A 25,334-nucleotide genomic window follows, 5' to 3' on the forward strand; every position below is an offset into this window, starting at 1 on the left:
GAATACGGGGACGTACTCGACGGCAGGTGGGCGTGGCCGAGTGACCACGCCCACCGTAAGCGAAGGCCTCAGCCGCCCGTGACGGGGTTGTAGAGGGGCTCGTCGAGCGCGACGTTGGAAAGGCCCCACCGCTCCATGAACTCCGCGTACTCACCGTTCTCGAAGAGATTCTCGACCGCCTGGAATAGCACGGGCCCGAGCTCGTTGCTCTTGGGCGCGAACATGGCGAGCTGGTCGACGCCGGCACCCTGCTCGTCGGTCTGCGTGTGGTATGCGAAGGTGTCGGGGGTCTGCTCGAGGATGTCGATCGCGGCCGTCTCCGTGACGGCAAGAGCATCGGCCCGCTCCGACTGCACGGCCAGGATCGTCGCATTCGTGTCGGCCAGGCCCACGAAGGTGTTCGCTTCCTTGCCCTCCGCGGTGCACCATTCGTTGAGTGCCTCGACCTGCGTCTCCGTGACAGAGCCGGTGACACCCGCGATGCTGATGCCGCAGAGGTCCTCGGCCGACTCGAAGTCGCTTGCGCGGTCCTCTAGGAAGACATAGGAAGTGCGCGTCGTCAGCCACACGATCGCGTCGAACTCGGCTTCGCGCTCCTCCGTCGTGCGTACGGGCCCATTGAAGGCGTCGTAGCGACCGGAGAGCATTCCGGTGAGAATTGCGGGGAGCCCCGCGGCCACCTCGATCTCGATCTCGACGCCGAGCTGGCTCTCCAGCATCTCCTGGAACTCGGGGTCGATTCCCGTGATCGATCCGTCGGCTTCGACGGTGCGATAGGGCGGGTGACTGTCGCCTCCGAAGGTGAGAGAGCCCTCGTCCTTCACCCACTGGGGAAGCTCATCGTAGAGAGGGGCGGCTGAGCTGTCGCCGGCTCCCGCCGACTCTTCGGGCTCGTCGTTTGATGTGGCACAACCGGCAAGGAGAAGACCGGTCACGCTGAGGGCAAGCAAAGCCATGGGACGGGATGCGCGCATGTGAATACTCCATCGGATTCAGCCGGTGCCGCGAGAGGTTTCCCGCGGCATGGACGGCGGCTCATTACCGGAAAGAGTATCGGTGAAGTGTACGAGCGTCAAGCAAAGTGTTGCCTATTCCGAGCGTGTCGCTCCCCTATAGCCATGCTCGCCCACGAGCGGGACGAACGCGACACCGAGCAGGTCGCGCTCCGTGAAGGAGCCATCATCCTCCCGCGTGACGAGAACGAGCTGCTGATGCCCGTAGCGGCGCTCAACCGGGATGACCAGTCGACCCCCGATGGCAAGCTGCTCCCGCAGCGCGTCAGGAACAGCGGGCCCCGCCGCTGTCACAATGATGGCGTCAAACGGAGCCAACTCGCGCAGACCGCGGGTGCCGTCGGCCGCGTGGACGCGCACGTTGTCGTAGTCGAGCCGCGACATCCGCTTGGCCGCCGAAGCAGCAAGCGACTCGATCCGCTCGATCGTGTCCACCCGCGCCGCCAGCTGCCCGAGGACGGCTGCGCCGTAACCCGAACCGGCACCGATCTCGAGCACCCGATCACCCTCGCGCACGGCGGCTGCCTGCGCCATGAACGCAACGATGTAGGGCTGCGAGATCGTCTGGCCCTCCTCGATCGGGAGAGGCCGATCATCGTAGGCATGGTCCCTCGCCTGCTCCGCGACGAATTCCTCTCGGGGAACCCGCTCCATGGCGGCGAGCACCCTCTCGTCCTCGATCCCGCGGTCAAGAAGGTGGTGGTTCAGCATCGTCTGCCGTGCGAGCGTGAGGTCATTCATGGACCCATGATGCGGCGCAGGCCTCATCTGGCCAAGCATTCGCAGTCAAACACCCTGCCGCCGCACAGGCGGGTCCTACACTGGCCGAGATGCCTACACACTCCCCGGCCTGGTTCGACCCCGCCGTCTACGACACCGCCGACGTCCACCAGCTCGCTGTCGGGCGCGCTCACATCACGTATCGCACGGGCGGCTCGGGCGACGGGCCCCGGCTCCTCTTCGTGCACGGGGGAAGGGCGCATGCCACCTGGTGGGCGCCTCAGCTCGCCCTGTTCGGGCCAGAACCACCCAAGTGGGCGGCGATCGACCTGTCGGGCCATGGGGACAGCGACTGGCGCGACGAATATCGTGCACAGCTCTGGCTGGATGAGGTGCGGGCCGTCGCCGCACACCTCGCCGAGGCTGACCGGCTTGTGCTCGTCGGCCACTCGCTCGGCGGGATGCTCTCCGTGCTGCTGGCAGTGTCGGGCAGCGTCGAAGGAATCGAACGTGTCATCACGGTCGACGCGGTCCCGCTGGACCCGGGGATGGGCCTCGCCCAGGCAGAGCCGTCCACCAGCAAGCCCTTCTACCCCTCTCTCGACGAAGGAGTCAGTGCGTTCGCCCAGCGCCCCGCGCGCGAGGCGTGGCCCACATGGCTCGCCCGCTTCGTGGGCGAACGCAGCCTTCGGCCGCACGATGGCGGCTGGGTCTGGCGTCACGACAACGCGTCACGGGTCATCGAGCGCCCCACGATTGATGACTTCGGAGCACTCGACCTCACTCGCCTCACGCTCATTACGGGCAAGCGGTCACCCTACAGGGCCTCGATTCTGGCCTCCGGCTTCGTGGAACGCGCCGGTACCGCCCTTCGTCGCATCGACCTCGACACGGGCCACGACGTAATGATGGAGCGACCCGAAGAGTTCCACCGGGTCCTTGAGAAGGAACTCGAGCACTGAACCTAATGCCGAGGATAGTCCTGTCCATGAAATGAGGACGGTGCTCCGCCTAGAAGCGGCAGCACTCAGAACGTCGAGGGACAGCGGCCGTCGCTGAGAAAAATTCGGTGGATCCAAGGGGATTTGAACCCCTGACCCCCTGCATGCCATGCAGGTGCGCTACCAGGCTGCGCCATGGACCCGTGTTCGCCGCTCCTCGCGAAGCAACTTCTCAAGATTACTACATTCCCGCCGAGCACAAAATCGAGTTCGGCTCGATCAGCTAAGCGAGGTGCTGGAGACGCTCGTGAAGCGACCGGATGCCGCGGACGGCCGACCGCAGCTCCTGCAGGTGATGCTGCGGAAGGAAGCGCTGCGTGAATTCGCCAAGATCGCTCGCCGTAGCATCCACTCCCACCGTCTCAACTCGCATGCCGTGTCGGATCCCCAGCACCTCCACCGCGACGGCAGCCTGATAGGGCACGTAGATCGGCGTCGTCACCACCAGAACGGACGGCGCCCTGCCCTCCGCCGACTGCGTTCCTTCCCCGCCGAAGCGCGAAGCCCAGTGCTCGAAGGTGTCTGCAGTGTCCGCCCGTCGTGTTGTCGCTGCACGCGAGGGAGCGGCGATCACCTCGAAACGCGGATGCTCGTGGTCCCGCCAGCGCACGCTCGTCGTGCGCGCGTACCCCATGCCCGCGCTCACCCGCCGCGACTCCCGCACCCCGAAGGCACGCTCCACCCCCGCCGTCATGGCGTCGACCTCGTCCGCCCCCGAGATGCCGAGTTCGGCGGCAAGTATCGACTCGTCACCCGCGAACTCGCGGTGCGCGCCGAGGAACACGACGTGCCGGGCGTCAATGCCCTCGTCGAGCAGGCGGCGGACGAAGCGCGGCTTGACGACCCCCGCGCGCACCATCCCGCCCGTCATGATGACGGCATCGTAGCTGGCCTCGAGTGGCCACGACTCGGCAAGTCCGAGCGCGGGGGCGCACCTGAGCGCGGCCGCCTCCTGCCGGGAGGTCAGCTCGGCATCGACCGCAAGGTTGCGCTCACGGCCGCGACGGAAGTCCCAGTGTTCGGCGGAGAAGCGGTCAAGCCATTCCAGCAGGGCACCCTCGGAAAGGCCGCCGGGCGCCTCGATTCCCCACTCACCGAGCAGGGTGCTCAGACTTGGGGAGCGCAGCCACTCTTGAATACCGCGAAGGGTCTCCGCGGCGGCATCCGGCCCCGGGTTCCAGCGCGGCACCCAGCCTGTCATGCCCCCCGGTCGGCCTCCGCGCCGTCGCCGGCCACCTCCGGCAGCACGAGCGGAATCGCGGGACAGTCCTTCCACAGCCGCTCGAGCGAGTAGTAGATGCGCTCCTCCTCGTGGAAGACATGCACGACAATGTCCCCGAAATCGAGAAGCACCCATCGCCCCTCGGTGCGCCCCTCGCGGCGGAGCGGCTTGGATCCCGCCTCGACGAGTCGGTCCTCGATCTCACTCGCGATCGCGAGCACGTTGCGCTCATTGCGGCCGGAGGCGAGCAGGAAGACATCGGTGAAAGGCAGCGGCTCAGAGACATCGAGCGCGACGAGGTCGGATGCCTGCTTCGCGTCGGCAGCAGTGGCGGCGATGGTGAGCAGGTCTAGGGCGTGCTGGCTGGCGGTCACAAATTCCTAAAGTCGGCGGGGAGATGGTGTGTCGAGTCTAGAACGCGTCCGTGATGAATCCCACGACGACGAGCACGGTGACACTCACCATCATCGAACCGGCCGTGATCGCGAGCACGATCGGCAGACGGTGTGCGCCGCCAGACTGGCGCGACATCGAGATGACGTCGCGGGGCGAAGTGTGCGTGCTGACGGCGCGGATGGCGCGAACGGGCGCCGAATCCCCCTCCACATCGTCGCGGTCGACCGCATCGATGATCGCGTCAAGATCGGAATGGTCGTAGCGTGCGGGGTGCGCACCCGTCGTGCCCAAGGTGGGCGGGAGCGCGATCGACCCCGTGATGAGCACCTCACCCGTCGAGGTCGAGAAGGGCACCGAAAGGTCTGACCCCTCGGGGATCGCCGGCAGCACGAGCGCGTTACTAGTGATCGGCCCGCTGGAAGTAGACACATCGCGAGAGGTGACGGATGCCCCACCCTGGTTGGCGTCGTCGATCGCCTCCTGAGTGGACCAGTGCCCCAGTGGCGCCTGCTGCTGCGCAGCGAAGTCGATCCCCCGAGCCGACTCGACAGAATCGGGAAGCATTGTGGGCGGCGGGTACTGAGCGAGCGAATACTGGGGCACGAAGCTCGCCCCCGTATCTGTCTCGCTGGCCGCAGCCGACTCATTCGGCTGGTCGGGAGGCGCCGGCGGTGTGGGCGGCTGCGGCGGCGCCGGAGGAGGCGGAAAGTCCGAGAGCGACGGAATCTGCGTCGGCGAAGTGCCCAGAGGCGCTCCCACCGGGGGCTCGAGGTCGTGCAGCGACGGCGCGGCAGGAGGGCCTACCGGCGTGTCCTGCGTCTCATCCCGCGGTTCAGGTGTCGGCTCGCTCTCAACGATCGGTCGACCAGGCAGGTCAAGCGCGGAGGGCACATAGGTGGGCGGGACCAGATCCACCCGCGGCGGCTCCACGAGCGGCGGAGGCACCGTTGGAGGCTGCCAGGCGGATGCTGCGGGCTCAGGCTGCTCGGGAACGCTCGACACGTCGAACCCCTGCTGCCAGCCCGAACTCACGGCATCAGTCGGCTCTGCCGCAGTCGCTTCTGCGCCTGTCGCTTCTAGATTGCTCGGCCCTGCGCCGGTTGCTTCTGCACTGATCGGATCTGCACTGATCGGTTCTGCACTGATCGGTTCTGCACTGATCGGTTCTGCACTGATCGGTTCTGCACTGATCGGTTCTGCGCCACCCTGTTGGGCTTCAGCCTCGCGAGCGCGGGCCGCCTCGAGGGCGCGCAGCTCACGGCGCGTGAGGGGACGTCCTGCCGCAGCCGCGGCATCCGGAGTGGGAGAAGGCTGGGGGACACTGGAGGCTTCGTCGGCCTCATTCTCTACTGGCGGCCGAAAGTCGCGCACACGGAACGACGCAGGCTCGCTCGGTGCCGAGGACTCTGCGCTCGCCTCCGCGAGTCGCTGAGCACGGCGGCTACCCGGCCGGATCGCGCCGTGGGTACCTGTCGCCAGCGCATCGTCGAAACGCCCGGCGGCAGCATCCGTGGCAGACTGCGCCTGCTGCCCGGGGGGAAATGTGTCGAACGGCACCGGCTCGGCGGGAGAGTCGACGTTCACACGAGAGTCACCCTGGGCCTCGGTGGCGTCCGCTTCGGCCATACGACCGCGCTCACTCATCCGGACCTGCCTCCGCGAGAGCGGCGGCTGGTCACCCCAGGCTGTCATTACTCACTCCGATACAGATGGTGCTTGGCGATGTACTGCACAACTCCGTCGGGAACCAAATACCAGACCGGGAACCCCCGGCCCACCCGGCTGCGACAATCCGTCGAGGAAATCGCCAGAGCAGGCACTTCCAGCAAGCTTACGTCGTGCTCCGGCAAACCGGAAACACTCAAGGTGTGACCTGGCCGAGAAACCGCCACGAAGTGAGCCAACGCGAACAGCTCATGCGCGTCCTTCCACTCCAGCATCTGCGCCACGGCATCCGCGCCCGTGATGAAGAAGAGCTCGGCCTCCGGGCGGAGGGCACGGATGTCGTGCAGCGTGTCGATCGTGTAGGTGGGCCGGTCGCGATCGATGTCGACGCGGCTGACAGTGAAGGACGGGTTCGACGCCGTCGCAATGACGGTCATGAGATAGCGATGCTCGCTCGTCGTGGCATCGGGCTTCTGGTAGGGCTGTCCGGTTGGGACGAAGATGACCTCGCTCAGCCCGTAATGCTGCGCCACCTCACTCGCTGCCACGAGGTGCCCGTGATGGATCGGGTCGAAGGTGCCACCCATGATCCCGACGCGCGGGCGCCGGGAATCGAAATCGAGGGCGGTCACCGACCGGTCCGCGCTAGCCGTGGGTTCCGGCGCCGGGACCCACGTTGGTCGACTTGCGGTGGCTGCGGTGCGCCACGTCGCGGAAGCTGTAGGTGACGAGCCCGATGACGATGAAGAAGGCAGCGGCGATGACCGCGAACCAGATCGGGTCCATAATCATGGGCGCAAGGTCGTGGTGGCCCTCTTCGGCCAGGGCTGCAAGCAATGACATGTGTTCTCCGTTCGACGCGTCTCTAATCTACCGTGCGCTCGGGACTAGGCGCGCACCTGGCCCGAGCCACGGACGATCCACTTCGTGCTCGTGAGCTCGGGCAGACCCATGGGGCCGCGAGCGTGGAGTTTCTGCGTAGAAATGCCCACCTCTGCGCCGAAACCGAACTCGCCACCGTCAGTGAACCGCGTTGACGCATTGACCATCACGACAGCCGAGTCGACCTCGGCGAGGAATCGCTCGCTGCTCGCGAGGTCGCGGGTCACGATCGACTCCGTGTGGTTCGTCGAATAGCGCCGGATGTGATCGAGCGCGCCATCGAGATCATCCACGACCCGCACTGCGAGGTCGAGACTCATGTACTCGGTCGCCCAATCCTCCTCCGTCGCGGCCACGACATCGGCGAAGATCGCCGCTGTCCGCTCATCCGCGTGCAGGGTGACGCCGCTGTCGCGCAGCGCGGCAAGCACGGGGGGAAGGAGCCGCTCGGCGGCCCCCGCGTGCACGAGGAGCGTCTCCGCTGCATTGCACACGCTCGGGCGGTGGGTCTTGGCGTTGTGCACGATCGCGACCGCGTCGTCGACGTCGGCGGACTCGTCCAGGTACACGTGCACGACGCCCGCACCGGTTTCGATCACGGGGACCTGCGACTCCCGCACGACCGTCTGGATGAGGTCGGCGCTGCCGCGCGGGATGAGAACGTCGATGAGGCCCCGCGATCGCATGAGCTCCGTCGCACCCTCACGGCCGAACTCGTCGATTCCCTGCACGAGTTCACGGGGCAGCCCCACCGAGGCGACCGCCTCCTGAATGAGCTCGACGAGAGCGGTGTTGGAGTGCAGCGCCGCCGAGCCCCCGCGCAGCACGACAGCGTTGCCGCTCTTGAGCGCGAGGGAGGCGATGTCGATCGTCACGTTGGGGCGCGCCTCGTAGATGGCGCCGACGACGCCGAAGGGCACACGCACCTGGCTGAGCGCGAGACCGTTCGGGAGCGTCGAGCCGCGCACCACCTGCCCCACGGGGTCGGTCAGCGCAACGATGTCGCGCACGGCGTCAGCGAGCCCCTGCAGGCGCTGCTCGTCGAGGCGCAGTCGATCCTGCAGCCCGACGCTCAGTCCCTTCTCCCGGCCGTTCGCGAGATCAAGTTCATTTGCGGCGAGGATGCGCTCCGCACCGGCCAGGACGGCCGAGGCGATCGCCTCGAGGGCCTCATTCTTGAGCTGGGCAGTGGCGGTGGCCAGGGAGCGCGATGCCTCGCGGGAGACGAGCAGCTTCTCCTGCAGGCTGGGCGCGACAACAATGGACTCAGGCATGCGCCCAGTGTAACGAGCGGGCGCGCCCGGGGTGCGGCATCCGCCCCTCAGCCGACCGGCTGCTCCGTCAGGCCCGCGTGGAACCAGGTGCCGACGGGAGCGCCCTCGAGAGCGTCACGCACCTGCGCCGTCGAGGTCAGGAGAACGGGAGTGCCGGCGCCCGCGGCGAGTCGTGCTGCATCGACCTTGGTGCGCGCCCCGCCGGTTCCGACACCGGCCGCACCGATGCCACCGAATTCGACCTGGGCAAGCGGGTCACCGAAGGGCACGTCGACGATCCGTTCAGAGCCCTCGAGCCACGGCGGCTTCGTGTAGAGGCTGTCGACATCCGAAAGCAGCACGAGAACATCAGCACCCAACAGCTTCGCAACCCGCGCGGCGAGCTCGTCGTTGTCGCCAAAGCGGATCTCCGCGGTCGCGACCGTGTCGTTCTCGTTCACAATGGGCAAGATGCGCAGCTCGAGCAGCCGCTGCATCGCGCGGCGCGCGTTGGAGCGGTTGACCTTCGCTTCGAGATCCCCCGCCGTCAGGAGCACCTGCGCGGCGACGATGCCATAACGGCCAAGGCTCTCCTGATAGCGATAGACGAGCACGTTCTGCCCGACTGCGGCGGCCGCCTGTTTGGTGGCGAGATCGGTGGGCTTGTCCTGCAGATTGAGAAACGGCAGCCCATTCGCGATCGCCCCCGAGGACACCAGGACGATCTCGCAGCCGCGCGCGTGCGCCGCCGCGAGGGCATCGACGAGCGAGGACACCTGCCCCGAGTTCTCGCCGCTGATCGACGACGATCCCACCTTCACCACCACGCGACGCGCGCGCGGGATGTCACTCCTCGACGACACGGGACTCAACGTCGGGATGGTGCTGGTCGTGGGTTGTACGGTCATCGAACCTGTCAGTCGTGTGAGTCGGATGCCCCGGCCGAGTCACCCTCGGAGGGGGTGGAGTCGCGGCGGTCGACCGCGAAACCCTCATCATCATTCCAGAGCCCGGCTTCTCGCTCGCGAATCAGCTCGGCGCGCGCCGCAGCCTTCGCGTCCATCCGCTCGAAGTAGGCCTGCCTGCGGGCGTTGCGGGTCGGACGCTCCGACTCGCCCAGTCGGGCATCGGTGCCCCTCGGGCTCGTGATGAGCTCTGCCGCCGAGGTGAGGGTGGGCTCCCAGTCGAAGACGACGCCCTCCCCCGCCCCGATCACGACGGTGGACCCCGCTACGGCACCCGCGGAGAAGAGTGAATCCTCCACTCCCAGCTTCGCGAGGCGGTCCGCGAGATATCCGATCGCCTCGTCGTTGGTGAAGTCCGTCTGGGCCACCCACCGTTCCGGTTTGCCGCCGACGATCCGGTAGACGTTGCCGTGGCTCCCGCCCTCCACGCGGATCTCGTAATCCGCCTCGTTGACCGCCCGCGGCCGCAGCACGATGCGCTCGCGCACAGGCTCTGCCTCAATGCTCGACCTCTGCTCCTCCACGAGCTCGCCCAGCGCGAAGGACAGCTCGCGCAGCCCTGCGCGGCTCACCGCGGAGACCTCAAAGACCCGGAATCCGCGGTCCTCGAGTTCGGGGCGCACGAGATCGGCGAGGTCACGAGCATCCGGGACATCCACCTTGTTGAGCACGACCACCTGGGGGCGCTCGAGCAGCGGAGTCTGGCCGCTCGGAACCTCATACGCCGCGAGTTCGCCGAGGATGACATCGAGATCGCTCAGCGGATCCCGGCCGGGGTCGAGAGTCGCGCAGTCGAGCACATGCACGAGCGCCGAGCAGCGCTCGACATGGCGCAGGAACTCGAGACCCAGGCCCTTCCCCTCGCTGGCGCCCTCGATGAGGCCGGGAACATCAGCGATCGTGTACCGGCTATCACCCGCCTGCACGACGCCGAGATTCGGATGCAGCGTGGTGAAGGGGTAGTCGGCGATCTTCGGCTTTGCGGCCGACATGGCCGCGATGAGGCTTGACTTGCCCGCCGAGGGGTAGCCGACGAGGGCGACATCCGCAACGACCTTGAGCTCCAGGACGACATCACCCTCCCAGCCCGGCGTGCCGAGGAGAGCGAACCCCGGAGCCTTGCGCTTGGTCGTCGCAAGGGCCGCGTTTCCGAGCCCCCCGTGGCCGCCGGGAGCGACCACGATGCGCATGCCGGGTTCCGTCAGGTCCGCAAGGACGGTGCCATCGACATCCTTCACGACGGTGCCGACAGGAACAGGGAGTTCGAGATCCGCTCCGGTCGTGCCGGCCCTGTGGTCGCCCATCCCCGGCTGCCCATTCTCAGAGGAGCGGTGCGGGGCGCGGTGGAAGCCGAGAAGAGTTGTCACCTGCGGGTCGCTGACGAGCACGATGTCGCCGCCATTGCCGCCATTGCCCCCGTCGGGTCCGGCGAGAGGCTTGAACTTCTCGCGGCGGACCGATACGCATCCATTGCCACCGTGGCCTGAGCGCAGGTGCAGGGTCACGTGGTCCACAAAGGTCGCCATAACCGTGATCCTTGTCTCGAAGGCCGAAAGGCCGATGAAAAACACGTAGGGGCGAGCCGAAGCCCGCCCCACGTGTGCCCGGTGTCCCGGGCCGTGCTGTGTGCCTAGGAGGCCGCCGCCACGATGTTGACGACCTTGCGGCCACCCTTCTGGCCGAACTCGACAGAGCCCGCCGCGAGGGCGAACAGGGTGTCGTCGCCGCCGCGTCCGACGTTCACGCCGGGGTGGAAGTGCGTGCCGCGCTGGCGGACGAGAATCTCGCCAGCGTTGACCGTCTGGCCGCCGAAACGCTTGACGCCGAGGCGCTGCGCGTTGGAGTCGCGGCCGTTACGGGTGGACGATGCGCCCTTTTTGTGTGCCATTAGTCAGCCCCTGTTGCTTCCTGATATCTACTTGATGCTCGTGATCTTGACGCGCGTGAGCTCCGAACGGTGCCCCATGCGACGCTTGTAACCGGTCTTGTTGCGGTAGTTCTGAATGACGATCTTCGGACCGCGCAGGTCGCCGAGAACCTCCGCCTTGACCGTGACCTTCGCAAGCGCCTTCGCGTCGTGCGTGATCTTGTCGCCGTCAACGAGCAGCACGGGGGCGAGCTCGATGTTGCCATCCTTGTCGGCCGCGATACGGTCCAGGACGACGACCGAGCCGACCTCGACCTTTTCCTGCCGACCGCCGGCGCGCACGATTGCGTAAACCACTTGGGAACCCTAACTACTTGAAGAAAGCTTCATGATTTCACCGGAGCATGATGCCCCGAGAAGAACTTGGCGTTGATTGCGGGCTTGGCCAGCGCACGCCAAGGGTCAATACTAGTCGAAACCTCGGGAGCCGGTCAAACCTCGTCCATATTACCCGAGGATGCGGGGCTCACCCGCCCGACTCGCGGCCAGCACCACCAGACGAGAAGAACCAGGGCCACGACGGGAGCCGCCTGCGCGAACACCGAGATGCCGGTGTGCACGGCCGAGCGGACGCCCTCAAGGACGTCCCAGCCGCCGTAGGCGAGGGGGAAGGAGTTGCCGAAGAACGGGCCGGGCACACGGAAGCCCTGTGTCAGTGCCACGAGGACGCTGCACAGTAGCGCGCCTGCGGCCCCCAGAGCGGCGGCCACGAGTGCGCGCAGCCCCACCTGTGAGAGGCTCAGCACCCGCGACACGGGTGCTACGTACCACAGAGAGAACCACGCTCCCACCGCGAAGGGAAGCGCCACCACGAGCATCCAACGGATGCCACTGCCCATCAACGAGAGGAGAAGACCATCCTGGGGAACGAGGATGGCGGAGGCAATGATCTGCAGCCACTGCTGCAGCAGCAGGACAACCACGACAGCAACCGCAAGCACGATCGCGATCGAGAGCCTGCCACGCTCCCTGCGAACAGGAAACTCTTCTGCTGCCATCCGTGTCGCTCCCCTTCTCCGAACTGTCTAGACTCACCGCCATGGCCGTGCTGATAGACCACCCTATGTGGCCCGCGCACGGGACCCTATGGGCTCACCTCGTGAGCGACAGCTCCCTCGATGAACTCCACGAGTTCGCCGCCCTCGCCGGCCTCCCCCGCCGCGGATTCGACCGCGACCACTACGACGTGCCCGCTGACCGCGTGCCCGCCCTCGTCACCCTCGGTGCGGAACCGGTCAGCAACCGGGAGCTCGTGCGCCGACTCGAAGCGAGCGGGCTGAGGGTCAGCCAGCGCCAGCGCCGCGGCATCCGATGATCAGCGCCGCGGCACCCGATGACTCAGCGCCGCATCCGTTGACTCAACGGGCGTCACCAGGCGATGCCGAAGCCGGGGACGTCGGCGACGCGACGGCCGGTCGCAATGTCGACGAGGACCGTGCGGATGGTGTCAGCACGGGCGAACGGGTAGTAGGCATCTGAGACAGCGGTCGCGACATCCGGGACGAACTCGACGGCGACGAACTGGCCGTTGGGCGACACGCTGATCTCGTCGATCGACCCCGCGCCGCTCTCGCTCAGGAAGAGGCTTCGCGATTCGACGCCGTCGTCGGCAACGACACGGCTCACGAACACGCCCGCCTCGGGGTCGTAGACGCTCACCTTCTGCACCCGGGCAGGGCCGGCCTGGAGGAGCTCCACCTCCCCGCCGAAGGGAACGACCCCGTCGATCGGGGACGGCCCGAACGGCTCGGCAGACCCGTCGGCCAGCGAAAGCACGATCGTGTCGTAGAGATCGCGCACGATGGCCGTGCTGCCATCGGCGGAGATATCGTCGAGCCCCTCCCAGATGCCCAGCGGCACAGCCGGGTCCTCACCTCGCGGATCGATCAGGAGTAGTGACTGGTCGGTCGCCAGGGCAGCGATCGCCCCCTGCGGGGGCACGAAGGCCCAATCGCTGACCGAGAGGGAGTCGCCCGTAAGACCGTGTACAGGCGAGGGTGTGTGCGCCCCTTCGAGGTCCATCCAGAAGAGGGTCTGGGCGTACTCTCGGGCCAAGGGGTCACCCGCACTCGTGAAGCGGAAACCCACGGCGAAACCGGAGTTGGCCTGCAGCTCGTCGAGCGTGCCCGCGCCGGGAAGCTCGATCTCTTCGACCGCGCCATCGAAGAGGCTCACGATCGAAAGGCGGTGGTCGTCGCTCGCAGCCTCCGTCACGACCGCGAGCGCCTGCCCCGCGACCACGAAGTCGAGGATGCGCTCGTCACGATACACGGCGACAAGCCCCGTCAGTCCCTCCGCCGTCAACTCCCCCGCCTGGATGACGTCCTGCTCCCCCGAGCCGGGCTCGGCCCGGTCGAGGAGGTGGACCGTCTCGGGCTCCGTGCGGAACTCGTGCCGAAGAGTGGCGGGACGTTCCTGGTAGGGGCTCGTGACATCCGAGACCTCGACGACATAGTCGGTGCCGTAGTGGAGACTCTGCTCGAACTCGATCGAGATCACATCACCATCGGTCGACACCGTGAACGGCGCCGCCGGCGTGATCGTCACCTGATCCTCGGCGACCTGCGCGACCGCCTGATTCGTGAACAGGCGCAATTGCTGCCCTGGCTGCTGGACGACGAGAGCGGGGTCTACGACGGCCGAGGCCAGCTTCGGCCCCTGAAATGTCGTGAGGCCGAGGAAGACGAGGCACAGGACGGCGAGGACAACGACGCTCCCGGTGAAGGCTCGCTGAAAATCGCCTTCACCGTCACCGGAGTCACGGCGCGGGCGCCGGGGGGCGCCCCTAGGGTCGTCGATCAATAGAGGTACGGCTCCTCGGGCTGATCCACGGGCACGATCTCCTCGGGAATCAGTGCGAGCGGCTGTGCGCTGCCCCGACTCGGGTTGGTGTCGAATGTTCCCGTGACCTCCACCCAGGCGTCGGGACTGAACTCCCCCTGCCAGTCCGGAAGGTACACGGGAACGCCCACAGGCTGGGCGTCCACAGCGCAGCAGGTCACCTTGAAGCGTGAGACGTAGAAGGAGTTCTCCGGATCATCGCTGTCGGGCGTGATGAAGCCGAGCACCTCGGCCGGCTTGTCGGCGTAGAACGCACGATCTGACGTCTGACGCAGCAGCGACGCCCAGTCGAGCACGGTGAAGGAGGCGGATGCCCCGGCAACGCTCGCCGCTTCAGTGACAGACTCGTCCACCTCGCCGAGAGCCGTGCTGTTGATCTCGCGCTGTGACGCCGTCGCGGTCGTGAGGGTTGCGGGCGGAATGATGACGAGCGCGAGAGCGAGTGCACCGGCGAGCACCGATCCGGTGAGTGATGCGGCGCGCGCGAGCCTGCGGGGCTGCTCACCCTCTGTCGCTCCCCTCCCCGCGACGAGGCCCGCCACCACGAAGACGACGCCGATGAGAGCCATCGCGACCGTGAAGACGACGTAGCGCGGGTGGATGTAGAGCACCAGCTGCCCCGTCGCGGCGAGCCAGAGCGTCGATACGAGCACTGCGGCCGCGAGAGCGAGCCCCTGCCAGCGACGCCAGGCATCCCACACTCGCTGCCCGCGGGTGCCCCCGTGTTCGTGATGGTGCGCGTGGGCGTGCGCCCCATGCTTTTCGTCAGAAGACATAGTTCACCGCCAATCCGATGCCCGCGCTCAGGAGCGCCACGAGCACCGTGATGCGCACGAGCACCGCCGTCGTGAAGGTCGTGCGCAAGAGAGCCAGCATCTTGATGTCGATGATCGGGCCGAAGAGCAGGAATGTTGCGATCGAGCCCGGCATGAACGTCGATGCGAAGGGCAGGATGAAGAAGGCGTCCACGTTGGAGCAGACCGAGATGATGAAAGCGAGAGCCATCATCGCGAGGATCGACCAGAGCGGATTGCTCCCGAGGGTCACGAGAACATCGCGTGGCACGGCCACCTGCACAAGTCCAGCGATGAGGGAGCCGATGAAGAGGGCAGGCATGATGACACCCATTTCGCGAACGAAGAGTGTCACGCTGCGGTTCCAGCGTCCGCCACGACCGTGCGGCTCCCCCGCCGCGCACTCCGCTGCGAATCCGCTCGAGAGAAGGCTCTCGGGCGCCGGATGCTTGCTGAATACCCAGCCGATGAGGTTGGCGATGAGAAACCCGCCGAGCAGCCGTGCCACGAGGATGCCGTCGTCGAAGCCGAACGCCTGGTGGGTCGTGATGATCGTGACGGGGTTGAGGATGGGGGCAGCGAGCAGGAAGGTCATCGACTCCGACACCGAGAAGCCGCGAAGCACCAGCCCTCTCGCGAGCGGCACGTTGCCGCACTCGCAGACGGGGAGGAACATACCCAAGAACGACACCATCGCGCGACGCGCCCACGGGTTGCGCGGCATAGCCCGGCTGATCCACCGGTCCGGGATCCAGTGCTGCACGACGATCGACAGCACGACACCGAGGATGACGAAGGGCAGCGACTCGATGATGACGCTGATGCTGAGCGTCAGCAGGTCTTGCGCGGTGTTCGGCAGGCTGGGGAGGCCAAGCTCCGGAGTCAGTGCACGGATTGCGAAGAGCGACGCGATTCCGAGAAGCCCCAGCACGAGGCCGATGATCGCCGCGGGACTCGGCCCGCGCGGCGGCGGAGCGGGTTCGTCGGGGCGACGTCCCAGCTCAACGTAGACTCGCGTGCTCATCGTGCTCCATGATCACATGCCCCAGCTGGGCTTCCCGGTAGCTGCGGTTCAGTCGTCGGCCGTGAGCGCCTGAGCCGTGCCCGCCTGAACCACGCCGGAGCTTGAGGCGCGGCGGGAACCGCGCGACCGCCCCTGACCGGGCTGCTTGGGCTCGGGCAGAGCGTCGAGAACCGACCCCAGGAACTGCTCGGCGTCCTGGCTGCTGACCTTGCGCTGCGACCGCGCCGCCTTGACGGGGATATCCAGGATCTGCACGACCTCGTCTTCCTGCGTCGCCTCGACGGAGGCTGCGTCAGGAGTGCGAGCATCCGTCGCAGGATCAGAGGCGGAGGAGCCCTCGGCATCCGGTGCTGACTTCGCTCGTGAGCGGCGCGACCGACCGGACTTGGGCGCCGTCGTCTCGGGAACCTCGGCACCCGATTCGACCTCCGGCTTCTCCTCGCCCGACGGATCCGTTTCGGCATGCGGTGCGATCGTGCTCGCTGCGATCTGAGCGAGGGCGTTCTTCACGTCCTCCGTGATCGCATGCGTGCCCGAGGCCTTGGCGCCGCCATTGGAGCCATTGCCGCTACCGTTTCCGTTGCCATTTCCGTTGCCATTGCCGCTGCCGCTGCCATTGCTCTTGCCGCGTCCGCGACGAGAGTCGGGCTGCGACGACTGGCGGTGCCGTGTGATGGGGTCGTGGTGCACGATGATGCCGCGCCCGGCGCAGCTCTCGCACGGCTCGCTGAAGGACTCGAGAAGCCCGAGGCCAAGCTTCTTGCGCGTCATCTGCACGAGACCGAGCGAGGTGACCTCTGCCACCTGGTGCTTCGTGCGGTCGCGGCTCAGGCACTCGACGAGGCGACGCAGTACCAGGTCGCGATTCGACTCGAGCACCATGTCGATGAAGTCGACGACGATGATGCCGCCGATGTCGCGCAACCTCAACTGGCGCACGATCTCCTCGGCCGCCTCGAGGTTGTTCTTGGTGACGGTCTCCTCGAGGTTGCCGCCCGAGCCGACAAACTTGCCCGTGTTGACGTCGACAACCGTCATTGCCTCCGTACGGTCGATCACGAGCGAACCGCCCGAGGGCAGCCAGACCTTGCGATCGAGCGCCTTCTCGATCTGCTCGCTTATGCGGTACTCGTCGAAGGAGTCCTTCTCCCCCGCGTGCGCCTCGACGCGGTCCACCAGGTCGGGGGCGACCTGGCTGAGGTAGTTCGTGATCGTCTGTCGGGCATCCGCCCCTTCGATCACGAGCTTCTGGAAGTCCTCGTTGAAGACATCGCGCACGATCTTGACGAGCAGGTCCGGCTCGCTGTGCAGAAGCGCGGGCGCATTGACGCTCTCCAGCGAGGAGCTGATGGCCGTCCACTGCGAGGTCAGTCGGTTGACGTCGAGCGTCAGTTGCTCCTCCGTCGCCCCCTCGGCAGCCGTGCGCACGATGACGCCCGTGTTGTCAGGAAGCACCTCCTTGAGGATCTTCTTGAGCCGCGCGCGCTCCGTGTCGGGGAGCTTGCGACTGATGCCGTTCATCGAACCGTTCGGCACGTAGACGAGGTAACGCCCCGGAAGCGAGACCTGGCTCGTGAGCCGGGCACCCTTGTGCCCGACCGGGTCCTTCGTCACCTGCACGAGCACCTTGTCGCCCGGCTTGAGGGCGAGCTCGATGCGCCTCGCCTGATTCTTGCCCTCCGCGGAATTCTCCGCGGCGGCCTCCCAGTCGACTTCTCCCGAGTACAGCACAGCGTTGCGGCCTCGGCCGATGTCGACGAACGCCGCCTCCATGCTCGGCAGAACGTTCTGCACGCGCCCTAGATAGACGTTGCCGATGAGGGATGCCTCTTGCGACTGTGCCACGTAGTGCTCCACGAGCACCCCGTCCTCGAGCACGCCGATCTGAATCCGGTTGTTCTTCTGGCGCACGACCATGACGCGATCGACGCTCTCGCGACGGGCGAGGAACTCCGCCTCGGTGACGACAGGACGACGGCGTCCCGCGTCCCGACCATCGCGCCGACGCTGCTTCTTTGCCTCAAGCCGGGTCGACCCGCGCACCTTTTGCGGCTCGTTCGAGGGCTCCTGCTGCTGGCGCGGCTGACGCTGCTGACGACCCGACTGCGACTTCTCCGCAGTCTCGGCGCCCTTCTCCTCTTCGGTGGAGCGACGACGAGAGCGGCGGCGCGACGACGAGGGGGGCGTCTCGTCTCCGGGGCGGTCATCGTCACTCCGCGGCGGAAGCATGGTCGGCAGGTCGGGGGCACGGAACAGGAGGGAGGTCGTCGAGGTCGCGACAAGCGGCTCAAAAGACGGCGCGCCGCTCTCGGCTGGAGACTTCTTCTCGGCCGCAGTGAGGGCCGAGGCCTCCGTCGCGCCGGGCTCCTGCGCCGACGTCACGCTCGCAGCCTCAGGGTCGTGCGCTGCGTCGGTGACCTGCGCTGTCTCGGTGACCTGCGCTGTGTTGGTGACCTGCGCTGCCTCGGTGACCTGCGCTGTCTCGGTGACCTGCGCTGGCGCACCGACCTGCTCCGTTTCAGAAGCCTCGGTTGTCTCAGGCGCCTTCGCTGCCTCAGGAGCCTGCTCGGTCGCGCTGGACTGTTCCGTTAGCTTGGCTCGGCGACCACCGAACAGCCTGACTCGCTTGCGCGTCCCCTCATTCTTCGTTCCGCCGTCATTGTTCTCGTTTGTCTCCACCATCGCTGGTGCACTCCTAAGCCGATGCGGCAAACCGCGCTGCCCACCGGAACTCTCTCGGGGCCCGCCTCGGCGGTCCCGCTAATCCTTACGACGCGTTTCGGGCGGATGCATCCTGATGGCATCGGCCCGGTCTCGCTCGTCTTGTCTTCGTTCGGTACTGCACGCCCGGCGTGCCATGTCTGCGACGATCTCGTCGCTCACGTCGCATGCGACGCGGAATGGCAGACCGGAAAGCTCTCATTTGTTGTCGCCGTGAGCGCGGCTCGCGACGAACATCTCCCAAATTATCGCACGCCTTGTCGAGAGTCCCGCATTCGAGGGACGCATGTTGCCTCTCGAGACAACGGAACTGGGGGCCAGAGCGTGTCAGGATTGAGGCATGGCCGACGCACTTCTCACCCCCGGCGGACGCCGGACGGCGGGCATCATCATCGCCGCCCTCGGAGTGATCGGGTGGATCGTGTGCTTCGTCTCGACCCTGCAGACGTTTGAGGGCATGGACACGGAGTCGCCCCTTCCCGTCCTGATTCTGGGGATTCCCGCAACCGCCGCAGGACTCGTCGCCTGCACCCTCCTCATCGGCACCGGCGTCGTCCTCGCCGTGACGCGCGCGGATGCAGCATCCGATCGTCGCCCCGTCTCTGGGAGTCTGCTCGCTCTCGCCGCCGCGGTGGGCCTGCTCGCGGCGTGGTCGCTCACGGCCGACAAGGTCGTCACTCTCACGGAACCCAACACGGAACTCGAGTGCAATTTCAGTCTGCTCGTGCAGTGCGGGGCGAACCTGGCGTCGTGGCAGGGCGCGCTCTTCGGCTTCCCCAACCCCCTGCTCGGCCTCGTCGGCTGGTCGGCCGTGCTCGTGGTGGCGGCGGCCATGTTCGCGGGTGTGCGACTGCCGACGTGGCTCTGGTCGATCTTCACACTGGGGGTCGTTGGGGCGATGGCATTCGTCATCTGGCTCATCAGTCAGAGCATCTTCGTGCTCAACACCCTCTGCCCATGGTGCATGGTGACGTGGGCTGTGACGATCCCGGTCTTCTGGTACTGCCTCGGCGAGTGGGCGGCAAGAAGTGGCCGAGCCGGCATGGCGAAGGTCGGCCGCACCGCCCTCGGATGGCTGCCGCTGCTGACAGTACTCGGTTACCTCACCGTCGCCGTCGTCGCTCAGATCGGGCTTGACCTCATCTCGTATCTCTGAGGCCGAGCACCCTCACGGCGCGGACGACGGCGACGGAATGTGGGCGTGAGTCAGGCGAACCAGAGGGCGAGTTCGCGTGTGGCCGACTCGGGCGAGTCGCTGCCGTGCACGAGGTTCTGCTGCACCCGCAGTCCCCAGTCGCGGCCGAGGTCGCCGCGGATGGTTCCGGGGGCAGCCGTCGTGGGGTCTGTCGTGCCCGCGAGCGAACGGAAACCCTCGATCACCCGGTTGCCGGCGATGCGGATGGCGACGACGGGGCCGCTCTCCATGAACTCGACGAGGGGCTCGTAGAAGGGCTTGCCCTCGTGCTCCGCGTAGTGCTGCGCGAGCAGGTCGCGATCGGGCTGCACGAGCCTTAGGTCGACAAGCTGGTACCCCTTGGCCTCGATGCGACGGAGGATCTCCCCCGTGAGTCCGCGGGCGACTCCATCCGGCTTGACGAGGACGAGTGTCTCTTCGATCTCCATGCGTTCTCCTTCTTTCTGGGGGTGTTCGGTCTACTGGGGTGCGACGCCGAGGGCTGCATTGCGGCGATCTAGCCTGCGACCTGTGACGAAGCAGTAGATCCAGATCGCGACGAAGATGGCTCCCGAGATGAAAAGGGCGGGGAGGAGGAAGCCGAGCGCCAGGAGGGCTACCTGCAGTGCCCAGCCCAACCACACTCCCCAGCTGTAGCGGAGCGCGAACGTCGCCCCGAGGAGCACGACGATGAAGGCGATACCACCGCCCAGCGCCACGACGGGCGGCAGGATGTCAAGCCCGAACACTGTGAGGGCGACAAAGAACATGAGCGCAGCCTCGAGTCCCAGCACGATTGTGAGAAGGCTCTCCGTCACGGAGCGCACCCGACGTGGCCGGGGTGTACGCTCGGCCGTCGGCTCCGCGCTCATGGCTTCCACCCCTCAGCAGACGCGAGGTCGATCGCCTCGCCCACGAGAGTGATCGATCCCGTCACGACTACGGCGCGCTTCGGTGCTTCCCCGGCCCAGCTCCGCGCTGCTTCCGCCGCCTCGACGAGGGTCTCGTACTCCCACGTGGCGTCGGAACCTATGGCGTTACGCACGATGTAGGCCAGATCGTCGGATGCCACGGCCCTATCGGACGTCGACTGGGTCACGTAGATGCGTGCTGCGAGCGGCGCAAGCGCATCGACGATACCCTCCGCGTCCTTGTCCTCTAGGACTCCGAGCACGAGCGCGACCTCGTCGAAGTCGAAGTACTCGCTCATCGCCGCCGTCAACGCTTGTGCCCCCTGCGGGTTGTGCGCCGCATCGACGATGACGGTCGGTTCGATCCCGACCAACTCGAGTCGGCCCGGGGACGTGGCCTCCGCGAGACCCTGCTCCAGAACGTCGGAGACGACGGCCTGTGCGCCGCCGCCGAGGAACGACTCAACGGCCGCGACGGCGACGGCGGCGTTCTGTGCCTGATGCGAGCCGTAGAGCGGCAGGAACACGTCGTCGTAACTCGCGGCGCGGCCCCGAATCGAGACCAGCTGACCGCCGACGGCCATCGTGGTGCTCGCGACATCAAAGTCATCGCCCTGCGGCACGAGAGTGGCACCCACCGCATCGGCACGTGAGGCCAGCTCGGCAAACGCCACGGGTTCCTGCCGCGCGCTGACGACGATCGACTGCGGCTTGATGATGCCCGCCTTGGTCCGCGCGATCTCCTGGATCGTCGAGCCCAAGCGGTGCATGTGATCGAGCGCGATGGGCGTGATGACGGCGACCGCGGCATCCGCGATATTGGTCGAATCCCATTCACCGCCCATGCCCGTCTCGAGCACCACGACGTCGACGGGGGCGTCGGCGAAGCTCGCGAACGCGAGCAGGGTGAAGGCCTCGAAGTAGGTCAGCGGCGCCTCCCCCTCCGACTCGAGCTGCGCATCCGTCAGCTGCAGATAGGGGCGGATGTCACGCCAGTTGTGGATGAACGCCTCGTTGCTGATCGGCTGCCCGTCGATCAGGATGCGCTCGTTGACCCTGCTCAGGTGCGGGCTCGTGAGCAGCCCGGTGCGAAGACCGTGCGCACGTAGGAGGCTGTCGATGATGCGGCTTGTGCTGGTCTTGCCGTTGGTGCCCGCGACATGGATGACCGGGGTCGCCCTGTGCGGGTCGCCGAGAAGCTCGGCGGCCCTCCGAGTGGGCTCAAGTCGCGGACGCGGGGTCGCCTCCCCCACCCGTGACAGCAGCTCCGCATACACGGCGTCGGCTTCCCCCTGCAGGAGGGCGTCGTCGCTCAGCTCGGGATCCATCTCCGGCTCCCGTCGGACCTCGTCAGACATCGACTCCCTCTCCCCACCGGGCCACATCGATGACGATGCGCCCCGCATTCGCATATTGGCCTGCCCGCACCTCGCCGCGGTGGCTTCCCACCGCGCCCTCGAGCTCGCTGCCGGCACCACGGTGCACGCGGAGCGCGAGGGCGAGCGTCTCGCCCGCGACCAGATCAGAGAAGGACTCGAGGGATGCCGCATCCGCATCGTCATCGAAGTACAGGTCGAGCCGGATGCGGTCGCTCACGTCGAGCCCGGCAGACCTGCGGGTCTCCTGCACGGCGCGCACGACATCACGGGCGAGCCCCTCTGCCTCCAGTTCGGGCGTGGTCGCGGTATCGAGGAGCACGAAACCGCCTCCCGGCAGGAAGCTGATCGCGCTGTCAGAGGATCCGGCGGTGAGTTCGAGCTCGAACTCACCGGGGAGGAGCTCGATGCCACCCACGATGACGCCGTCCCCCGCCGTCTGCCAGTCGCCCGCCTTTGCCGCCGGAATGACCTGCTGCACGGCCTTGCCGATGCGGGGGCCCGCCGCGCGCGCGTTGACCGTGAGCTTGCGCTCGATGCCGAACGAGGCGAGACTGCCCTCCTCGAGGGCGACCAGCTCGACGGCCTTGACGTTGAGTTCGTCGCGCAGGATCGACACGAACTCCTCGAGGCTTGCGCCGTCGTCGCTCACAACCGTGAGGCTTGCGAGCGGCAGCCGGACTCGCTTGCCCGTCGCCTTGCGAAGGGCGAGGCCGGCCGACGCGATCTCGCGCACGCGGTCCATCGAGGCGGCGAGGGCCTCGTCGGCCGGGAAGGCCGCCGCATCCGGCCAGTCCTCGAGGTGCACGCTGCGGCCGCCCGTCAGCCCCTTCCATACCGTCTCGGTCACGAGAGGGGCAAGCGGCGCGGCGACGCGAGTCAGAGTCTCTAGCACCGTGTAAAGGGTGTCGAAGGCATCTGTGTCGGTGCCCGCCCAGAAGCGGTCGCGGCTGCGCCGCACGTACCAGTTCGTCAGCACGTCCGCGAAGTCGCGGAGGGCGGCGGCCGCGAGCGGCGAGTCGAGCGCATCGAGGTGAGCCGTGACATCCGTCACCAACTGGCGGGTCTTGGCCAGCAGGTAGCGATCGAGCACGTGGGTGGAGTCAGTGCGCCACTTCGCCTCGTAGCCGTCACCGGCGGCGTTGGCGTAGAGAGTGAAGAAGTAGTACGTGCTCCAGAGGGGCAGCAGGAACTGCCGCACCCCCTCGCGGATGCCCTCCTCCGTCACAATGAGGTTGCCGCCTCGGATGACCGACGATGACATGAGGAACCAGCGCATCGCGTCGGCACCATCGCGCTCGAAGACCTCGTTGACGTCGGGGTAGTTGCGCAGCGACTTGGACATCTTCTGGCCATCGTTGCCGAGGACGATGCCGTGGCTGATCACGTTCTTGAACGCCGGCCGATCGAAGAGGGCCGTCGAGAGCACGTGCATGGTGTAGAACCAGCCGCGGGTCTGGCCGATGTACTCGACGATGAAGTCGGCGGGGTTGTGGCTGTCGAACCACTCCTTGTTCTCGAAGGGGTAGTGCACCTGCGCGTAGGGCATTGAGCCCGAGTCGAACCAGACGTCGAGCACGTCCTCGATGCGCCGCATCGTCGACGTGCCCGTAGGGTCGTCGGGGTTCGGTCGCGTGAGGTCGTCGATGAACGGCCGGTGCAGGTCGGGCTCGCCGTCGGCGTTCCGCGGGAGCGTGCCGAAGTCGCGCTCGAGCTCCTCGAGCGAACCGTAGACGTCGACGCGGGGGAACTCGGGGTTGTCGCTCTTCCATACCGGGATCGGCGAGCCCCAGTAGCGGTTGCGCGAGATCGACCAGTCGCGGGCGTTCGCCATCCACTTGCCGAACTGGCCGTGCTTGACGTTTTCCGGCACCCAGGTGATCTGCTCGTTGATCTCGACGGCGCGGTCGCGGAACTCCGGAACCCGGATGAACCAGCTCGAGACCGCCTTGTAGATGAGCGGATTACGGCAGCGCCAGCAGTGCGGGTAGCTGTGCTCGTAGCTCTTCTGCTGCAGCAGTCGACCCTCGGAGCGCAGCAGCTGAGTCAGGGGCTTGTTCGCCTCGAAGACCTGCTGCCCCGCGACGGGCTCGACCGCGGGCAGGAAGCGGCCGGCCTCATCGACCGAGATGATCACGGGGATGCCCGCCGCCGCACACGTGACCTGGTCGTCCTCGCCGTAGGCGGGCGCCTGGTGCACGATTCCCGTGCCCTCGCCCGTCGCGACGTACTCGGCGACGAGAATCTGCCAGGCATTCTCATAACCCTCGGCACCCGCATAGAAGTCCCACAGCCGGTCGTATTGCACGCCGCCGAGGTCGCGACCACTGATCGTGCGGGTGACGGATGCCGCGGCATCCGCTGCGCTCTCATACCCGAGGTCCTTGGCATAGGCGCCGACCGTGTCGGCCGCGAGCAGGTACTCCGCGACGCCCTCGGCGGAGCCGTCACCGGCACCCAGCGGGCCGCTCGGCACGACCGCGTAGTCGATCTCGGGGCCGACGGCGAGGGCCGCGTTAGTGGGCAGGGTCCAGGGGGTCGTCGTCCAGGCGAGCGCGCGCACGGCGGTGAGCCCGAGCGCCTCGGCCTTCTCGCCGACGAGGGGGAAGGTCACGGTGACGGTCTGGTCCTGGCGCATCTTGTAGACGTCGTCGTCCATGCGCAGCTCGTGGTTCGAGAGCGGCGTCTCGTCGTTCCAGCAGTAGGGCAGCACGCGGAAGCCCTCGTAGGCGAGCCCCTTGTCATAGAGCTGCTTGAACGCCCAGATGACGGACTCCATGAAGGAGATGTCGAGGGTCTTGTAGTCGTTCTCGAAGTCGACCCAGCGCGCCTGGCGGGTCACATACTCCTGCCACTCGTTCGTGTAGGTGAGCACAGACTCCCGCGCTGTCGCGTTGAATGCCTCGACGCCCATCTGCTCGATCTCGTCCTTGCGAGTGATGCCGAGCTGGCGCATCGCCTCAAGTTCGGCGGGCAGGCCATGCGTGTCCCAGCCGAAGCGCCGGTGCACCTGCTTGCCGCGCATCGTCTGGTAGCGAGGGAAGAGGTCCTTGGCGTAGCCCGTCAACAGGTGCCCGTAGTGCGGCAGACCGTTGGCAAAGGGCGGGCCGTCATAGAACACCCACTCGTCGCATCCCTCGCGGCCCTCGACCGAGGCGCGGAAGGTGTCGTCGCCCTTCCAGAACGCGAGGATGCCCTTCTCCAGCGCGGGGAAGTCGGGGCTCGGCGTGACAGACGCCGCAGGCGTGCCGTCGTGGGAGTGGCGCGGGTAGGTCATTCTTCTCCTGGCAGTGACGAATCTGCACGAGGACGACGGATGATCGGCTCACCCTCCGCGGTACCACCTCGCTTGCCGCATCCAAATCAGGACGCGACCGCTCCTTCTGCGGCTGTGACGGGCCTGACCCGTTCGGTTCTACTGGGCGGATGTCGCATCCGCTGTTCTTCCG

Annotated in this window: 24 protein-coding genes and 1 tRNA gene; 3 read left to right on the forward strand and 22 right to left on the reverse strand. The window is 67.0% G+C overall.

Annotation, left to right across the window (positions count from 1 at the left end; all coding sequences use genetic code 11):
* Positions 1-68: 68 nt before the first annotated feature.
* On the reverse strand, positions 69-974 hold the full coding sequence (locus OH146_RS02490) for a transporter substrate-binding domain-containing protein (RefSeq protein WP_265157053.1): 906 nt from the start codon (positions 972-974) through the stop codon (positions 69-71).
* 114 nt (positions 975-1,088) lie between these two features.
* Positions 1,089-1,754, reverse strand: coding sequence for a protein-L-isoaspartate(D-aspartate) O-methyltransferase (locus OH146_RS02495; protein WP_265157055.1), 666 nt, complete (start codon positions 1,752-1,754; stop codon positions 1,089-1,091).
* Positions 1,755-1,843: 89 nt separating this feature from the next.
* Here OH146_RS02495 and OH146_RS02500 point away from each other — a divergent pair, with 89 nt between their 5' ends.
* Positions 1,844-2,695: an alpha/beta fold hydrolase gene (locus OH146_RS02500; protein ID WP_265157057.1), complete on the forward strand. Its 852-nt coding sequence runs from the start codon at positions 1,844-1,846 to the stop codon at positions 2,693-2,695.
* Between the two features lie 108 nt (positions 2,696-2,803).
* Here the strand turns inward: OH146_RS02500 and OH146_RS02505 are convergent.
* The 12 genes from OH146_RS02505 to OH146_RS02560 all read right to left on the reverse strand — a co-directional run bounded on the left by OH146_RS02505 (position 2,804) and on the right by OH146_RS02560 (position 12,042).
* Positions 2,804-2,877, reverse strand: a tRNA-Ala gene (locus OH146_RS02505).
* 80 nt (positions 2,878-2,957) lie between these two features.
* The gene (locus OH146_RS02510; RefSeq protein WP_265157059.1) at positions 2,958-3,935 is read right to left on the reverse strand and encodes a hypothetical protein; all 978 of its coding nucleotides are present in this window, start codon (positions 3,933-3,935) and stop codon (positions 2,958-2,960) included.
* Complete coding sequence (gene rsfS, locus OH146_RS02515; protein ID WP_265157061.1) at positions 3,932-4,330, reverse strand: ribosome silencing factor; 399 nt, start codon at positions 4,328-4,330, stop codon at positions 3,932-3,934. Before rsfS ends, OH146_RS02510 begins: the two co-directional genes overlap by 4 nt.
* Before the next feature lie 37 nt (positions 4,331-4,367).
* Positions 4,368-5,996, reverse strand: a complete 1,629-nt coding sequence (locus tag OH146_RS02520; protein WP_265157063.1) for a hypothetical protein — start codon at positions 5,994-5,996, stop codon at positions 4,368-4,370.
* A gap of 47 nt (positions 5,997-6,043) precedes the next feature.
* Positions 6,044-6,649, reverse strand: a complete 606-nt coding sequence (gene nadD, locus OH146_RS02525) for a nicotinate-nucleotide adenylyltransferase (protein WP_265157065.1) — start codon at positions 6,647-6,649, stop codon at positions 6,044-6,046.
* 13 nt (positions 6,650-6,662) lie between these two features.
* A complete protein-coding gene (locus OH146_RS02530; protein ID WP_265157067.1) occupies positions 6,663-6,860 on the reverse strand; it encodes a hypothetical protein in 198 nt (65 codons plus the stop codon).
* Between the two features lie 44 nt (positions 6,861-6,904).
* Positions 6,905-8,173, reverse strand: a complete 1,269-nt coding sequence (locus OH146_RS02535) for a glutamate-5-semialdehyde dehydrogenase (protein WP_265157069.1) — start codon at positions 8,171-8,173, stop codon at positions 6,905-6,907.
* A 47-nt stretch (positions 8,174-8,220) separates the two neighbouring features.
* Positions 8,221-9,060, reverse strand: a complete 840-nt coding sequence (gene proB, locus OH146_RS02540) for a glutamate 5-kinase (protein WP_265157071.1) — start codon at positions 9,058-9,060, stop codon at positions 8,221-8,223.
* An 8-nt stretch (positions 9,061-9,068) separates the two neighbouring features.
* The gene (obgE, locus tag OH146_RS02545; RefSeq protein ID WP_265157073.1) at positions 9,069-10,643 is read right to left on the reverse strand and encodes a GTPase ObgE; all 1,575 of its coding nucleotides are present in this window, start codon (positions 10,641-10,643) and stop codon (positions 9,069-9,071) included.
* Positions 10,644-10,747: 104 nt separating this feature from the next.
* Entirely contained in the window at positions 10,748-11,005 is a 258-nt protein-coding gene (gene rpmA / locus OH146_RS02550) for a 50S ribosomal protein L27 (RefSeq protein WP_265157075.1), read from the reverse strand.
* Between the two features lie 27 nt (positions 11,006-11,032).
* Entirely contained in the window at positions 11,033-11,341 is a 309-nt protein-coding gene (gene rplU, locus OH146_RS02555) for a 50S ribosomal protein L21 (RefSeq protein WP_265157077.1), read from the reverse strand.
* 134 nt (positions 11,342-11,475) lie between these two features.
* Complete coding sequence (locus OH146_RS02560; RefSeq protein ID WP_265157079.1) at positions 11,476-12,042, reverse strand: hypothetical protein; 567 nt, start codon at positions 12,040-12,042, stop codon at positions 11,476-11,478.
* 41 nt (positions 12,043-12,083) lie between these two features.
* Between OH146_RS02560 and OH146_RS02565 the strand changes: the two genes are divergently transcribed.
* Positions 12,084-12,359 (forward strand): DUF4031 domain-containing protein, encoded by a 276-nt coding sequence (locus OH146_RS02565; RefSeq protein WP_265157080.1) that lies wholly within the window; start codon positions 12,084-12,086, stop codon positions 12,357-12,359.
* A 53-nt stretch (positions 12,360-12,412) separates the two neighbouring features.
* On the opposite strand, the gene OH146_RS02570 is transcribed toward OH146_RS02565, so the two are convergent.
* Genes OH146_RS02570 through OH146_RS02585 form a run of 4 tightly spaced genes read right to left on the reverse strand, consistent with a single transcriptional unit; the run spans position 12,413 to position 18,385 of the window.
* On the reverse strand, positions 12,413-13,846 hold the full coding sequence (locus OH146_RS02570) for a hypothetical protein (RefSeq protein ID WP_265157082.1): 1,434 nt from the start codon (positions 13,844-13,846) through the stop codon (positions 12,413-12,415).
* Entirely contained in the window at positions 13,843-14,661 is an 819-nt protein-coding gene (locus tag OH146_RS02575; protein WP_265157084.1) for a TIGR03943 family putative permease subunit, read from the reverse strand. The genes OH146_RS02570 and OH146_RS02575 overlap by 4 nt, the downstream gene beginning before the upstream one ends.
* Positions 14,651-15,703 carry a permease gene (locus tag OH146_RS02580; protein ID WP_265157086.1) on the reverse strand — a complete coding sequence of 351 codons (1,053 nt, stop codon included), beginning with the start codon at positions 15,701-15,703 and terminating at the stop codon, positions 14,651-14,653. The genes OH146_RS02575 and OH146_RS02580 overlap by 11 nt, the downstream gene beginning before the upstream one ends.
* A gap of 48 nt (positions 15,704-15,751) precedes the next feature.
* Positions 15,752-18,385 carry an Rne/Rng family ribonuclease gene (locus tag OH146_RS02585; protein WP_265157088.1) on the reverse strand — a complete coding sequence of 878 codons (2,634 nt, stop codon included), beginning with the start codon at positions 18,383-18,385 and terminating at the stop codon, positions 15,752-15,754.
* A gap of 379 nt (positions 18,386-18,764) precedes the next feature.
* Here OH146_RS02585 and OH146_RS02590 point away from each other — a divergent pair, with 379 nt between their 5' ends.
* The gene (locus tag OH146_RS02590; protein WP_265157090.1) at positions 18,765-19,580 is read left to right on the forward strand and encodes a vitamin K epoxide reductase family protein; all 816 of its coding nucleotides are present in this window, start codon (positions 18,765-18,767) and stop codon (positions 19,578-19,580) included.
* A gap of 50 nt (positions 19,581-19,630) precedes the next feature.
* Here OH146_RS02590 and ndk read toward each other — a convergent pair whose 3' ends face one another.
* From ndk to ileS, 4 genes are read right to left on the reverse strand one after another with little or no spacing between them, the layout of a single operon-like run.
* Positions 19,631-20,047, reverse strand: a complete 417-nt coding sequence (ndk, locus tag OH146_RS02595) for a nucleoside-diphosphate kinase (protein ID WP_265157091.1) — start codon at positions 20,045-20,047, stop codon at positions 19,631-19,633.
* Between the two features lie 30 nt (positions 20,048-20,077).
* Positions 20,078-20,416 carry a DUF4233 domain-containing protein gene (locus OH146_RS02600; protein WP_265157093.1) on the reverse strand — a complete coding sequence of 113 codons (339 nt, stop codon included), beginning with the start codon at positions 20,414-20,416 and terminating at the stop codon, positions 20,078-20,080.
* A 50-nt stretch (positions 20,417-20,466) separates the two neighbouring features.
* Entirely contained in the window at positions 20,467-21,867 is a 1,401-nt protein-coding gene (locus tag OH146_RS02605; RefSeq protein WP_308214935.1) for a bifunctional folylpolyglutamate synthase/dihydrofolate synthase, read from the reverse strand.
* Positions 21,860-25,162, reverse strand: a complete 3,303-nt coding sequence (ileS, locus tag OH146_RS02610) for an isoleucine--tRNA ligase (protein WP_265157095.1) — start codon at positions 25,160-25,162, stop codon at positions 21,860-21,862. Before ileS ends, OH146_RS02605 begins: the two co-directional genes overlap by 8 nt.
* Positions 25,163-25,334 lie beyond the last annotated feature (172 nt).

It is taken from the genome of Homoserinimonas sedimenticola (assembly GCF_026094475.1).
Classification (GTDB): Bacteria; Actinomycetota; Actinomycetes; order Actinomycetales; family Microbacteriaceae; genus Homoserinimonas; species Homoserinimonas sedimenticola.